The sequence below is a fragment of the Paraburkholderia sp. FT54 genome, assembly GCF_031585635.1.
GTDB lineage: Bacteria > Pseudomonadota > Gammaproteobacteria > Burkholderiales > Burkholderiaceae > Paraburkholderia.
The window spans coordinates 2387746-2402269 of record NZ_CP134195.1; the positions used below are offsets into that span (position 1 = coordinate 2387746).

At 64.2% G+C, this 14524-nt stretch carries 13 protein-coding genes; 7 read left to right on the forward strand and 6 right to left on the reverse strand.

Features of this window, described 5'->3' with window-relative positions; translation table 11 throughout:
* Window positions 1–86: 86 nt before the first annotated feature.
* From moaE to RI103_RS11130, 6 genes are all read right to left on the reverse strand, one after another.
* Window positions 87–563, reverse strand: a complete 477-nt coding sequence (gene moaE, locus RI103_RS11105; protein ID WP_310812081.1) for a molybdopterin synthase catalytic subunit MoaE — start codon at window positions 561–563, stop codon at window positions 87–89.
* A 42-nt stretch (window positions 564–605) separates the two neighbouring features.
* Window positions 606–863, reverse strand: coding sequence for a molybdopterin converting factor subunit 1 (gene moaD, locus RI103_RS11110; RefSeq protein WP_310812082.1), 258 nt, complete (start codon window positions 861–863; stop codon window positions 606–608).
* A gap of 26 nt (window positions 864–889) precedes the next feature.
* Complete coding sequence (gene glp / locus RI103_RS11115; protein ID WP_310812083.1) at window positions 890–2188, reverse strand: gephyrin-like molybdotransferase Glp; 1299 nt, start codon at window positions 2186–2188, stop codon at window positions 890–892.
* A gap of 220 nt (window positions 2189–2408) precedes the next feature.
* Window positions 2409–3860, reverse strand: coding sequence for a threonine synthase (gene thrC, locus RI103_RS11120; protein ID WP_310812084.1), 1452 nt, complete (start codon window positions 3858–3860; stop codon window positions 2409–2411).
* Between the two features lie 8 nt (window positions 3861–3868).
* Complete coding sequence (locus tag RI103_RS11125; protein WP_310812085.1) at window positions 3869–5200, reverse strand: homoserine dehydrogenase; 1332 nt, start codon at window positions 5198–5200, stop codon at window positions 3869–3871.
* Between the two features lie 97 nt (window positions 5201–5297).
* Window positions 5298–6548, reverse strand: a complete 1251-nt coding sequence (locus tag RI103_RS11130) for a pyridoxal phosphate-dependent aminotransferase (protein ID WP_310812086.1) — start codon at window positions 6546–6548, stop codon at window positions 5298–5300.
* Between the two features lie 563 nt (window positions 6549–7111).
* On the opposite strand from RI103_RS11130, the gene RI103_RS11135 reads away from it, so the two are divergent.
* From RI103_RS11135 to RI103_RS11165, 7 genes are all read left to right on the forward strand, one after another.
* Entirely contained in the window at window positions 7112–7486 is a 375-nt protein-coding gene (locus tag RI103_RS11135; RefSeq protein WP_095419547.1) for an Mth938-like domain-containing protein, read from the forward strand.
* Between the two features lie 442 nt (window positions 7487–7928).
* The gene (locus tag RI103_RS11140; RefSeq protein WP_310812087.1) at window positions 7929–9683 is read left to right on the forward strand and encodes a glycosyltransferase family 39 protein; all 1755 of its coding nucleotides are present in this window, start codon (window positions 7929–7931) and stop codon (window positions 9681–9683) included.
* A 25-nt stretch (window positions 9684–9708) separates the two neighbouring features.
* A complete protein-coding gene (locus RI103_RS11145; protein ID WP_310812088.1) occupies window positions 9709–10080 on the forward strand; it encodes an SMR family transporter in 372 nt (123 codons plus the stop codon).
* Between the two features lie 257 nt (window positions 10081–10337).
* Window positions 10338–11489, forward strand: coding sequence for a DegT/DnrJ/EryC1/StrS aminotransferase family protein (locus tag RI103_RS11150; protein ID WP_310812089.1), 1152 nt, complete (start codon window positions 10338–10340; stop codon window positions 11487–11489).
* Between the two features lie 6 nt (window positions 11490–11495).
* Window positions 11496–12539 (forward strand): glycosyltransferase, encoded by a 1044-nt coding sequence (locus RI103_RS11155; protein ID WP_310812090.1) that lies wholly within the window; start codon window positions 11496–11498, stop codon window positions 12537–12539.
* On the forward strand, window positions 12536–13471 hold the full coding sequence (locus tag RI103_RS11160) for a formyltransferase (protein ID WP_310812091.1): 936 nt from the start codon (window positions 12536–12538) through the stop codon (window positions 13469–13471). The genes RI103_RS11155 and RI103_RS11160 overlap by 4 nt, the downstream gene beginning before the upstream one ends.
* Entirely contained in the window at window positions 13468–14514 is a 1047-nt protein-coding gene (locus tag RI103_RS11165; RefSeq protein ID WP_310812092.1) for a bifunctional UDP-4-keto-pentose/UDP-xylose synthase, read from the forward strand. Before RI103_RS11160 ends, RI103_RS11165 begins: the two co-directional genes overlap by 4 nt.
* Window positions 14515–14524: the final 10 nt, after the last annotated feature.

Below are 14524 nucleotides of genomic sequence, written 5' to 3' on the forward strand. Positions count from 1 at the left end.
CTCAAGACCGCCTCGACACGGAGTGAGCGGCGCCAAAACGCTTGCTGGCTCGCAGATTCGAGTATGCCGCCAGCCCGGACCCGCGCCTACTCCGCCGTCCGGTTGCCCGATTCGATACCCCAGCGGGCGAGCGCCGCGTCGTCGGTGACGCGGGCATCGACCCAATGCTCGCCGGCCTCGGTCTTTTCCTTTTTCCAGAATGGCGCCTGGGTCTTCAGATAGTCCATCACGAATTCACACGACGCAAAGGCCTCCCCGCGATGCGCGGCCGTCGTCGCCACCAGCACGATCTGGTCGAGCGGATAGAGCTTGCCGACCCGATGCACGATCGACACCTCGATGCCCGGCCAGCGCTCCCGCGCACTCACGATGATCGCCTCCAGCGACTTCTCGGTCATGCCGGGATAGTGTTCGAGCTCCATCGTCTCGACAGTGCTGCCGTCGTTCAGATCGCGCACGGTGCCGACAAAGCAGGCCACCGCGCCGATCTTCGGATTGCGCGCGCGCAATGCGGCGACCTCGGCGGTGAGGTCGAAGTCTTCCGTCTGGACGCGAACGGGCATCTAGGGCTCCTATGCAGTTAAGCAACGTGGTGGCGTGGCGGTTCAGCCGCCGGTGACGGGCGGAAAAAACGCGACTTCGCAGCCCTCGGTGACGCGGGTGCCGGCGCCGGTCATCACTTGGTTGCAGGCCATGCGCAGCGCGCGGCCCTCAGCCAGGGTGTCGGCCCAGATGCCGCCGCGCACGCGCAGCCACGCACGCACATCGCCGACGGTCGCGATGCCGTCGGGCAGATCGACGGTTTCGTCGGCCAGATCGAGCGCTTCACGCACGCTCGCAAAATATCGGAGTTGAATCTTCATCGGGATGCCACCGGCTCTTGCCGGCCTCAGTTCAGCAATTCGGAAAAAGGAATGAAGCGCACGGTCTCGCCGGCGCTGATCGCGTGATTCGGCGGATTGTCGATCAGGCCGTCGCCCCAGACCGTCGACGTCAGCACGGCCGAACTCTGATTCGGGAACAGGTCGAGGCCGCCGGCCGGGTTGATGCGCGCCCGCAGGAATTCGTTGCGGCGGTCGCCCTTGCTCTGCGTGAAATCCGCCCGCAGCGACAGCGCGCGCGGCGCGACCGTCTGCACGCCGGCGAGACTCAGGATAAACGGGCGCACGAACAGCAGGAAGGTGGCGAAGCTGGAAACCGGATTGCCCGGCAAACCGATAAAGAAGGTTTCTGCCGGGGCCGGGGCCGGGGCCGGGGCCGAAGCCGATGCCGACCCCGCCGCCGTCTCCCCATGCTGCGCCGCACGGCGCACCGCGCCGAACGCGAGCGGCTTGCCCGGCTTCATCGCGATCTGCCACATCGCAAGCCGTCCCTCCGCCTCCACCGCCGGCTTCACGTGATCCTCCTCGCCCACCGAGACCCCGCCGCAGGTCAGGATGAGATCATGCGCCTCGGCGGCTTCGCGCAGTGTCGCCCGGGTCGCGTCGAGCTTGTCCGCGACGATGCCGTAGTCGGTGACTTCGCAGCCGAGCTTCTCCAGCAGGCCGCGCAATGTGAAACGGTTCGAGTTATAGATCGCACCCGGCTTCAGCGGCTCGCCGGGCATGGTCAGTTCGTCGCCCGTGAAGAAAACGGCGACCTTGACGCGCCGCCGCACCACCAGTTCGGCGCAACCGACCGAAGCCGCGAGTCCCAGCGCCTGCGGCGTGAGCCGCGTGCCCGCCGGAAGAATGACCGAGCCGCTGCGAATATCCGCGCCCTGCGCCGTGATCCATTCGCCCGGTTGCGGACTGTGCAGGATCGTGACTTCCGCGCCGGCGGCTTCGGTTTGCTCCTGCATCACGATCGCATCGGCGCCGGGCGGCACCGTGGCGCCGGTGAAGATGCGCGCCGCCGTGCCGGGCTTCAGGGGCTCCGGCGCGTGACCGGCCGGAATACGCTGCGAGACAGGCAAGCGGGTGTTGCCCTGAGCCGTCAGATCCGCCGTGCGGATCGCGTAGCCATCCATTGAACTGGTGTTCATCGGCGGAACGTCGAGCGGCGACGTGACGTCGGCCGCGAGCACGCGGTTCAGCGCTTCCAGCGTGGGGATCGACTCTGTGCCGGCAAGCGGACTCGCCGCGCCGAGGAGCGTCGCCAGGGCCTCGGCTGTGGCGAGCATCGGCGCACGGGGCGTGGGTGTGGACATCTCTGGTCTCGAAGCCGCAGGTTAAAAAGAATATTGTAGCGGCCCAGGCAGATAGCCTGGGCGGACTGGCGTTGCGGGGGGATTTTTTGGTGTTTGAGCGCTCGCCGCAAGATTTCGCGGCGAGCGTCGTTTTGCGTGAAGCGCATGAAGCACGTGGGACGTGTCGGACAGGATGCGCAAGCGCTGGACAAACGCGCTCACGCTTCACGGCGACGGCGAGCTAAGCGCCCGCGTTCGCCACGATGTAGTCCTTCACGCGCTGCACATCCGCCGGCAGCACTTCGAAACGCTGCGGCAGCGACTCGAGGCCCGAGAACGCCGCCGGCCGCTCCGGCTCGCGCAACAACGCTTCGCGGATGGTCTCGCCAAACTTGATCGGTTGCGCCGTTTCCAGCACGATCATCGGAATGCCCGGCTGCAGATGTTCGCGCGCCACCTTCAGGCCGTCGGCCGTGTGCGTGTCGATCATCGTGTCGTAGCGCTCGAACACGTCGCGGATCGTATCCACGCGGCTGTCATGGCTGCTGCTGCCCGATACGAAACCGAACTCCTGCACGCGCGCAAAATCGCCGCTCGCCGCAAGATCGAAACCGCCCTTCTCTTCGACGTCGCGGAACAGTTGCAGCACGCGCGCCGGATCGCGGCCGAGCAGATCGAACACGAAACGCTCGAAGTTCGATGCCTTCGAAATGTCCATGCTCGGGCTGCTGGTGTGATACGTCTCGGCCGCCTTGCGCACGCGATAAATGCCGGTGCGGAAGAACTCGTCGAGCACGTCGTTTTCGTTCGTCGCCACGACCAGCTTCTCGATCGGCAGGCCCATCATGCGCGCGATGTGGCCCGCGCACACGTTGCCGAAGTTGCCCGACGGCACCGTGAACGACACGCGCTCGTCGTTCGACTTCGTGGCTGCGAAGTAGCCCTTGAAGTAATACACGACCTGCGCCACGACGCGCGCCCAGTTGATCGAGTTGACCGTGCCGATCTTGTACTTCGCCTTGAACGCGTGATCGTTCGAAACGGCTTTGACGATGTCCTGCGCGTCGTCGAACACGCCTTCCACCGCGATATTGAAGATGTTCGGGTCTTGCAGGCTGTACATCTGCGCGGTCTGGAACGCGCTCATCTTCTTGTGCGGCGACAGCATGAACACGCTGATGCCCTTCTTGCCGCGCATCGCGTATTCCGCGGCGCTGCCGGTGTCGCCCGAGGTTGCGCCGAGAATGTTGAGCGTTTCGCCGTGCTTGGCGAGCGCGTATTCGAACAGGTTGCCGATCAGCTGCATCGCCATGTCCTTGAACGCGAGCGTCGGACCGTTCGACAGTTCCAGCAGCGACAGCGGCGCGCCGTTTTCGACGCCCAGTGTCTTCAACGGCGTGATCTGCGCGGCGCTTTCGTCGTCGCGCACGTTGCAGTATGTGGCCGCGGTGTACGTCTTGCGCGTGAGCGCGCGCAGGTCTTCGGCGGGAATGTCGTCGCTGAATTTCGACAGGATCTCGAAGGCGAGGTCCGCGTACGGCAACGTGCGCCAGCGCGTCAGTTCGTCGGCGCTGACACGCGGATACTCGGCGGGCAGGTACAGGCCGCCGTCTTTTGCGAGACCGCCCAGCAGGATGTCGGAAAAGGTGTGGCGCTCGCCGGCTCCGGCGCCGCGCGTGGAAAGGTAGTTCATAGTTCGGCCTAGTTCAGCGCTTCCATGCGCAGCTTCGTGACTTGCGAGACAACGGTCTTCAGCGCCTCGATCGTCCTGATCGCGGCGTTGACGTTCTTCTCGACCGTTTCGTGCGTAATCAGGATGATGTCGGTTTCGCCCTTGCCGTTCGCGTCGACCTGCTCCGATTCCTTCTGCAGCAGCGCGTCGATCGAGATGCCGGTGTCGGCCAGAATACGCGTGATGTCGGCCAGCACGCCGGTCACGTCCGCCACCCGCAGACGCAGGTAGTAGCCGCTCGTGACCTCGTCGATCGGCAGGATCGGGGTGCTCGACAGGCTGTCCGGCTGGAACGCCAGATGCGGCACGCGATGCTCCGGGTCGGCCGTGTGCAGGCGCGTCACATCGACCAGATCGGCCACCACGGCGGAAGCCGTCGGCTCAGCGCCCGCGCCCTTGCCGTAGTAGAGCGTGGTGCCGACCGCATCGCCATGCACCACGACCGCGTTCATCGCGCCTTCCACGTTCGCCAGCAGGCGCTTTTCCGGAATCAGCGTGGGATGCACGCGCAATTCGATGCCCTTATCCGTGCGGCGCGCGATGCCGAGCAGCTTGATGCGGTAGCCGAGTTCCTCGGCATATTTGATGTCGATCGCCGCGAGCTTGCTGATGCCTTCGACGTAGGCCTTGTCGAACTGCACCGGCACGCCGAACGCGATCGCGCTCATGATGGTCGCCTTGTGCGCGGCGTCCACGCCTTCGATGTCGAAGGTCGGATCGGCCTCGGCGTAACCCAGCTCCTGCGCGGCTTTCAATGCGGTCGCGAAGTCGAGCCCGCGATCGCGCATCTCCGAGAGGATGTAGTTCGTGGTGCCGTTGATGATGCCCGCAATGTACTGGATGCGATTGGCCGTCAAACCTTCGCGCAGCGCCTTGATGATCGGAATGCCGCCCGCCACCGCCGCCTCGAACGACACCATTACGCCGTTGGCGCGCGCCGCCTCGAAAATTTCCGTGCCGTGCACCGCGAGCAGCGCCTTGTTGGCCGTGACCACATGCTTGCGGTTCTTGATCGCGCGCAGAACGAGGTCGCGCGCCACGCCCGTGCCGCCGATCATTTCGGCCACGATATCGATCGACGGGTCGTCGACCACCGCGTTGAAGTCATCGGTCAGCGCCACCGTGCCGGCTTCGCTGCCGAGCGCCGCTGTCGCCTTGGCGGGATGGCGCACGGCAATGCGCGCAATCTCGATGCCGCGGCCCGCGCGGCGTTTGATTTCTTCCTGATTGCGGCGCAGTACCGTGAAGGTGCCGCTGCCTACCGTGCCGAAGCCCAGCAGTCCAACTTTGATCGGTTCCATGCAGCGTGTGTTTTCGAGTAGATGATTAAAAGGAAACGGGTGGCGCCCGGCGGACGGCGCGACGCGGTGAGAACCGCGTCGTACACCCTATTGTGCGCTAGGCTGTGTGACGCTTGCGGTAACCGTCGAGGAAGCGCGCGATGCGGTTGATGGAATCCGCGAGATCGTCCACGTTCGGCAGGAACACGACGCGGAAGTGATCCGGCGTCTTCCAGTTAAAGCCCGTGCCCTGCACGAGCAGCACGCGCTCTTCCAGCAGAAGGTCGAGGATGAACTGCTGGTCGTCCTCGATCGGATAAACCTTCGGGTCCAGACGCGGGAACATGTACAGCGCCGCTTCGGGCTTCACGCAGCTCACGCCGGGGATGGCCGTCAACATGTCATACGCGAGTTCACGCTGTTTGTACAGGCGCCCGGTCGGGACGATCAGGTCGTTGATGCTCTGATAGCCGCCGAGCGCGGTCTGGATCGCGTACTGGCCCGGCACATTCGGGCAGAGGCGCATGGACGCCAGAATGCCGAGCCCCTCGAAGTAGTCTTTGGCGTGACGGCGGTTCTCGCCGGCCGTCAGGCCAGAGATGAACATCCAGCCGGCGCGATAACCGCACGACCGGTAGCTCTTCGACAGGCTGTTGAAGGTGACCGTGAGCACGTCTTCGGAGAGCGCCGCCATCGACGTGTGCTTCTTGCCGTCATAGACGATCTTGTCGTAGACCTCGTCGGCGAAGATCACGAGGCCGTGCTGGCGGGCGATCTCGATCAGGCCGAGCAGCAGTTCGTCCGAATACAGCGCGCCGGTCGGATTGTTCGGGTTGATCACCACGAGCGCGCGCGTGTTCGGCGTGATTTTCGCGCGAATGTCGTCGAGATCGGGCATCCAGCGATTCGCTTCGTCGCAGATGTAGTGCACCGGCGTGCCGCCCGACAGGCTCACGCCGGCGGTCCACAGCGGGTAATCCGGTGCGGGCAGCAGCACTTCGTCACCGTCGTTCAAAAGGCCCTGCAGCGCCATGACGATCAGCTCGGACGCGCCGTTGCCGATGTAGATGTCGTCCAGCTCGACGCCGTGCACGCCCTTTTGCTGCGTGTAATGCATGATCGCCTTGCGCGCGGCGAACACACCTTTGGAGTCGGAGTAACCCGACGAACCCGGCAGGTTCAGGATCATGTCCTGAATGATTTCGTCCGGCGCGTCGAAGCCGAACGGCGCGAGATTGCCGATGTTCAGCTTGATGATGCGGTGGCCCTCTTCTTCGAGCCGCTTCGCATGTTCGAGGACGGGCCCGCGAATGTCATAGCAGACATTCAACAACTTGTTGGATTTGAGAATCGGTTTCACGGCGGGCACTTCATCCTGGTTGATGGCTTGGGCGAGCAAGCGCGGCAAATAGCAAACGGGCCGGGCAAAATCGCCGATAAGGGGAATTCGGACGCGGCACGCAAGGCGGCAGCGAACGACGGCCGGCGGATGCGCAAACAGGCCAAATCGCAGCGCCACTTCCCTGAGGCCGCTGCTCGAGCATTTTTTCGTAGGTTTCCGGCGTCCGTCCGGCACGCCGGCGGCGGGTTGCACCGGTATGGCGGGCAGAAGAACAACCCGGTAAACCCGACGAAAAGCGGCCGAACGCGGGCAAAGCCAAGGCGGGTAGCCGGTGGGCCGCACCCATGTTCCCAGCGCGGCTTGTGGCGGCACATGAGCGAGGGGCGCCGCAAGGCGGCTAAAAAGTTATAATTTAGCGGATTTTGGCCGACTTCCGCAATGCACCAACCGCAACGGCAAGCCTTTTCGGCCACTTCTGCCCGTTTGTGCCCCATGCGCGTGTCCCACTCGCGTCGAATCGCCCCGTCTCGGCTGAAGCCGGTCAGGCCGCCCACACGCATGATGTCTCACGACGACTTCGGAAAACCAATTTGAAATTACATCAGGACTCCAGCGGCGCCCTCAACACCGTCACCGGCTACGGCGCCGACTATGTCGAAATCAATCTGGTGCGCCATTCGGGCAGCCTTCTCGTGCTGCCGGACGCGCCAGTCATCCCTTGGCCCGTCTCCTCTTTCGAGCAACTGAGCGCCGAGCACTTCGCCATGCTGGTCGACTCCGCGCCGGAAGTGGTCGTGTTCGGCAGCGGCGAGCGGCTGCGCTTTCCGCATCCGCGCCTGACGGCCGCGCTCACCGCGAAGCGCATCGGCGTCGAAACAATGGACTTCAAGGCCGCCTGCCGCACGTACAACATTCTGATGGCCGAGGGCCGCAAGGTCGCGGCTGCGCTGCTGATCGAGGCCTAGAGCCGTGCCGCGATGCCGGCCTCGCGCGCGTCGCTTGCCATGCGCGCACAGGCCGCCGCGCGGCCGTATCTGAAGCATTCGCAGCAGCGGCCTGAACCGCGCGTCTTGGCCGCGTCGTGGCCGATAACGTACACTGCGCGCCATCGATGCCGGACCGGCGTCCCTGAGCACGACCGCGCGCCGGTTGCCTGTCGGCGGAAAGTGAAGCAACCGCCGCCGTCGAGACTCGCGGCGTGTCCCCGCGCCGGGACTCAGCGCCGGCGTCACGGTGTACTTGCAGGCAACCAGAACGCTGCGCGGACAGTCTCATGCACGCGCGCCCCGAGGAGGGCCGTCCCGCGAAGCGCCGGCCGCCTCACGGGCGCCGCCCGCCTGACCGGTCGCCATTTCCGAACAACACAGCTTCGCCGCCTGCGCGGCGTCGCCATAAAGGTTGAAATCCATGAACGATACGCCGTCCAGGCTACCGCTCAACCGCACCACGATTCTGCTGCTGGTGCTGGCCCTTGCCGTGATCTGGTTCGTGCCGCTCGGCTGGCGCCACCTGCTGCCGAGCGACGAAGGCCGCTACGCCGAGATGGCGCGCGAGATGTTCACGACCGGCGACTGGATCACGCCGCGCTACAACGGCTACAAGTATTTCGAGAAACCGCCGCTGCAGACCTGGGCGAACGCGCTCACGTTCGCGTGGTTCGGCGTCGGCGAATGGCAGGCACGGCTCTATACGGCGCTGACGGGCTTTGCCGGCGTGCTGCTGATCGGCTTCACCGGCGCGCGCGTGTTCAACGCGGCGACCGGCGTGTTCGCGGCAATCGTGCTGGCGACCTCGCCGTACTGGAACCTGATGGGCCACTTCAACACGCTCGACATGGGCCTGTCGTTCTGGATGCAGCTGACGCTGTGCGCGCTGCTGCTCGCGCAGCGCCCCAACCTGGCGACCGGCTGCGTGCGCGGCTGGATGTGGATCTGCTGGGGCTCGATGGCGCTGGCCGTGCTGTCCAAGGGCCTCGTCGGCGTCATCCTGCCGGGCGCGGTGCTGGTGCTGTACACGGTGATCGCGCGCGACTGGGCCGTGTGGAAGCGCCTGCATCTGATCGGCGGCCTGATCGTGTTCTTCGCGATCGTCACGCCGTGGTTCGTGCTGGTGCAGGAGCGCAATCCGGAATTCCTGAACTTCTTCTTCATCGTTCAGCAGTTCAAGCGCTATCTGACGCCCGAGCAGAACCGTCCGGGGCCGTTCTACTACTTCGTGCCGGTGCTGATTGTGGGCTTCCTGCCGTGGCTCTCGGTGACGCTGCAAAGCGTGCGCCACGCGTGGCGCCTGCCACGCCAGCCGAACGGCTTCGCACCGATCACGCTAATGGTGACGTGGACGATCTTCATCTTCCTGTTCTTCAGCGCGTCTCACTCGAAGCTGCTGTCCTACACGCTGCCCATCGCGCCGCCCATCGCGCTGCTGATCGGCATGTATCTGCCGCTCGTCACGCGCGACCAGTTGCGCCGCCATCTTGCCGGTTATGCGCTCTTTCTGGTCGTGGCCGCGTTTGCCGCGTTGTTCATGGCGCGCTTCGGCAGCGCCCGCAATCCGGCCGAACTGTATGCGGAGTACCGCACGTGGGTGCTGGCCGCGCTCGCCGTCGCCTTCGTGCTGACGCTGGCCGCGCTGTGGCTGAACCGGCGCAGCCGGGCCGGCAGCCTCGGCGCCGTCGCCACCTTCGGCGCGGCCTGGCTGCTGCTGGGCACCATCGCCGGCACGGGTCACGACGTGTTCGGCAGGCTCAGTTCCGGCGCGCCGCTCGCGCCGGCCATCAAGGCGGAGATCGCGAAGTTGCCGGCGGATACGCCGTTCTATTCAGTGGGTGTACTCGACCACACGATGCCGTTCTATGTCGACCACACCATGATCATGGTCGAGCATCCCGACGAACTGGCGTTCGGCGTGTCCGTCGAGCCGCAGAAATGGATTCCGTCCGTCGATGCGTGGATCGAGCGCTGGAAGGCCGACCGTTACGCGCTCGCGCTGATCCCGCCGCCGACCTACGACCGCCTCCTCAAGGAAGGCCTGCCGATGCGGCTGATCGCCCGCGACTCGCGCCGGGTCGTGGTGGAAAAGCCGCTCGCCGCGGCCGGCGCGCCGGCCGCCGATGCACCAGCACCGGCGTCCGCGTCGGCGCCGCTGGAAAAAGCACAACCATGACCCCATATCAGGAACTAACCGTTCGATGAACCCGATTTCCCTCTTTTGCATTCTTGCGGGCGTGACGTTGAACGCCGGCGCGCAGTTGCTGCTCAAAGCCGGTACGAATGCCGTTGGACACTTCGAATTCACCCGTGCGAACATCCTGCCCATCGCCTTTCGCCTGGCAACCCAGCCGCCGATCATCGGCGGCCTGGCCTGTTATGTGATTAGCGTGGCAGTGTGGGTCATCGGGCTGTCGCGAGTGGACGTGTCGATCGCCTATCCGATGCTGTCGCTCGGCTATGTCGTCAATGCGCTCGCGGCGTGGTACCTGTTCGGCGAAGTGCTGTCGGTACAGAAGCTGGTCGGCATCGGCGTCATTCTGATCGGCGTGGTGCTTCTGGCGCGCAGCTAGCTGCCGCGGTCCAGGCCACGGTGTGCCGGACACTTTTTATTACTGATTACCGCCAGCGCCGGCTGGCAAGACGCAGACGGCACAAGATACCGTAAGCGGGCGACCCGGTCGGCTAAGGATCACGTAAGGTTGACCACGGTATGCTATGCGGTTGCGCCCTTTTTTGCCGCTGCCCCGGTTTGCGCACAATTTGCGCATAGTGTGTGGTTTACTTCGCGCCCTTCGGGATGCGCCCCTTTCAATCGAGCGAAGCATTCATGAGCCAGTCAACAGTCCCGTTTTTGCCTTTTGTCAAACCCGAGATCGACGAGGAAACGATTCAAGGCGTCGCCGACGTGCTGCGCTCCGGCTGGATCACCACCGGCCCGCAGAACCAGAAGTTCGAAGCGGCGCTCTCCGAGTTCTGCGGCGGCCGTCCAGTGCGCACGTTCAACTCCGGCACGGCGACGCTGGAGATCGGCCTGCGCATCGCCGGGGTGGGCGAAGGCGACGAAGTCATCACGACACCGGCCTCGTGGGTCTCGACCAGCAATGTGATCTATGAAGTCGGCGCGACGCCTGTGTTCGCCGACATCGACCCGGTGACCCGCAATATCGACCTCGATCTGCTTGAAAAAGCCATCACGCCGCGCACCAAGGCGCTGATTCCGGTGTATCTGTCGGGACTGCCGGTCGATATGGACCGTCTGTATGAGATCGCCCGTGCCCACAAGCTGCGCGTGATCGAAGACGCCGCGCAAGCGTTCGGCTCGACGTGGAAAGGCGAGCGCATCGGCAAGCTGGGCGACATGGTTTCGTTCAGTTTCCACGCGAACAAGAACCTGACCTCGATCGAAGGCGGCGCGCTGGTGCTGAACAATGAAGAAGAAGCCGTTCTTGCGCAGAAGTACCGCCTGCAAGGCATCACGCGCACCGGCTTCGACGGCATGGACTGCGACGTGCTTGGCGGCAAGTACAACCTGACGGACGTTGCGGCGCGCGTCGGCCTCGGCCAGCTGCCGCATCTGGAGCGCTTCCTCGCGCAGCGCAGGAAACTCGTGCGCGCGTATTTCGCCGGTTTCGAAGGCGGCGCGGCGGCGAAACTCGGGGTCGGCCTGCCGTTTGCTGATCTTGAAAACAGCAACTGGCACATGTTCCAGATCACGCTGCCGCTCGAGAAACTCACGATCGACCGCGCCGGCTTCATGGGTCAGTTGAAGGAGCGCGGCATCGGCTCGGGCGTGCACTATCCGGCGATCCACCTGTTCTCGCTGTACCGTGCGCGCGGCTTCAGGGAAGGCATGTTCCCGCATGCGGAGAAGTTCGGCGCGACCAACGTCACGCTGCCGCTCTTCACGTTGATGAACGAAAGCGACGTGAAACGGGTGTGCCGCGCGGTCAATGAAATTTGCGAACAATACGGAAAATAAGCGGAAATGATTTATTCGGAACATCGCGCTGCCGCACCGGAAGTGTCGGTCATCATCCCGGTGTACAACGAGGAAGCCGGCCTGGCCGCGCTGTTCGCGCGCCTGTATCCGGCGCTCGACGCGCTCGGCACCGGTTATGAAGTGATCTTCATCAACGACGGCAGCCGCGACAAATCCGCAGCCCTGCTCGCCGAACAGTTCCGCGCGCGTCCCGACACGACCCGCGTGATTCTGCTGAACGGCAACTACGGCCAGCACATGGCGATTCTGGCGGGCTTCGAGCAATCGCGCGGCGAGATCGTCATCACGCTCGACGCCGACCTGCAGAATCCGCCGGAAGAGATCACCAAGCTGGTCTCGAAGATGCGCGAAGGCTACGACTACGTCGGCACGATTCGCCTGCAACGCCAGGACAGCCTGTGGCGCCGCAAGGCCTCGCGCGCGATGAACCGGCTGCGCGAACGCATCACCCGCATCAAGATGACCGACCAGGGCTGCATGCTGCGCGCGTACAGCCGGCATATCATCGACACGATCAATCGCTGCGGCGAAATCAACACGTTCATTCCCGCGCTTGCCTACACCTTCGCGCAGAATCCCGTGGAAATCGAGGTCGCGCACGAAGAACGTTTTGCCGGCGAATCGAAGTACTCGCTGTATTCGCTGATCCGCCTGAACTTCGATCTCGTCACCGGCTTCTCGGTGGTGCCGCTGCAATGGCTGTCGTTCATCGGCGTGATCCTGTCGCTCGGGTCCGCGGCGCTGTTCGTGCTGCTGCTGATTCGGCGCTTCATCATCGGCGCGGAAGTGCAAGGTGTGTTCACGCTGTTCGCCGTGATCTTCTTCCTGCTCGGCGTGATCATTTTCGCGCTCGGCCTGCTCGGTGAATACATCGGGCGCATCTACCAGCAGGTGCGCGCGCGTCCGCGGTATCTGGTTCAGACCATTCTCGAACAGCGCGACGGCACAACCGTGACCGAAGCGCCGCGCCAGGCGGTGGTGCAGGCCGTGCAGGCCGCGCCGCTCCTCGATCAGGGCCCGAACCCATGAAGCCACGCGCTGTCGTATTCGCGTATCACAACGTCGGCGTGCGCTGCCTGCAGGTGCTGCTCGCGCGCGGCGTCGATGTGGCGCTCGTCGTCACGCACGAAGATAGTCCGACCGAAAACATCTGGTTCGGCAGCGTCGCCTCGATTGCAGCCGAGCACGGCATCAAGGTGGTCACGCCCGCCGATCCAAAGAGCGCCGAACTACGTGAGGCAGTGAGCGCCGCGCGGCCAGACTTCATCTTCTCGTTCTACTACCGCCACATGTTGCCGGTCGAGCTGCTCGCGCTCGCCGCACGTGGCGCTTACAACATGCACGGCTCGCTGCTGCCGAAATATCGCGGCCGCGTGCCGACCAACTGGGCCGTGCTGCACGGCGAGAGCGAAACCGGCGCGACGCTGCACGAAATGGCCGCCAAACCGGACGCGGGCGCGATCCTCGCGCAAACGCCGGTGCCGATTTTGCCCGACGACACCGCCGCGCAAGTGTTCGACAAGGTCACGGTGGCCGCCGAACAAACGCTGTGGCGCGTGCTGCCGTCGCTGCTGGCGGGCGAAGCGCCGCATCTGCCGAACGACCTCGCGCACGGCAGCTATTACGGCGGACGCAAGCCGGAAGACGGCCGCATCGACTGGACGCAATCGGCGCAGCAGGTCTACAACCTGATTCGCGCGGTCGCGCCGCCCTATCCTGGCGCTTTCACGGAGATCGGCGAGCTGCGTTTCGTCGTGACGCGCGCGCGCCTCGCCGCGCCCGGCGCGCTTCGCTCGGATTTGCCCCCGGGCCTGCACGTAAGCGATAATGCCGTTTTCGCGATATGCGGCGACGGCCGCGCGATCGCCATCCACGAATTGCGGCACCAGCAAGACGGCAGCGAGACTGTCGTCACTCCGGCCGAATTTGCCCAGCTCATCCAAACTCCCCGTTACTCATGAAAAAAGTCCTGATTCTGGGTGTGAACGGCTTCATCGGCCATCACCTGTCCAAACGCATTCTCGAAACGACCAATTGGGAAGTCTTCGGCATGGACATGCAGACCGAGCGTCTGGGCGATCTGATCAATCATGAGCGGATGCACTTCTTCGAAGGCGACATCACGATCAACAAGGAGTGGGTCGAATATCACATCAAGAAGTGCGATGTGATCCTGCCGCTGGTCGCGATCGCGACTCCCGCCACCTACGTGAAGCAGCCGCTGCGGGTGTTCGAACTGGATTTCGAGGCGAACCTGCCGATCGTGCGTTCAGCCGTCAAGTACGGCAAGCACCTCGTGTTTCCGTCCACGTCCGAGGTGTACGGCATGTGCACGGACGAGCAGTTCGATCCGGAAGAGTCGCAACTGTCGTACGGCCCGATCAACAAGCCGCGCTGGATCTACGCATGCTCCAAGCAGTTGATGGACCGCGTGATCTGGGGTTACGGCATGGAAGGCCTGAACTTCACGCTGTTCCGTCCGTTCAACTGGATCGGCCCGGGCCTCGACTCGATCTACACGCCGAAGGAAGGCAGCTCGCGCGTGGTCACGCAGTTCCTCGGCCATATCGTGCGCGGCGAGAACATCAGCCTCGTCGATGGCGGCGCGCAAAAGCGCGCTTTCACGGACATCGACGACGGCATCGGCGCGCTGATGAAGATCATCGAGAACAAAGACGGCGTCGCCACGGGCAAGATCTACAACATCGGCAACCCGACCAACAATTTCTCGGTGCGTGAACTCGCGCACAAGATGCTGGCGCTCGCCGCCGAATTCCCGGAATACGCGGACACGGCCAAGCAGGTGCAACTGGTCGAAACGTCGTCGGGCGCGTACTACGGCGCGGGCTATCAGGACGTGCAGAACCGCGTGCCGAAGATCGACAACACCATGCAGGAACTCGGCTGGGCGCCGAAGTCGACTTTCGACGAAGCGCTGCGCAAGATTTTCGAAGCGTATCGTGGCCACGTCGGCGAAGCGCGCGCGCTCGTCGAACAGCAATAAGGGCTGATCC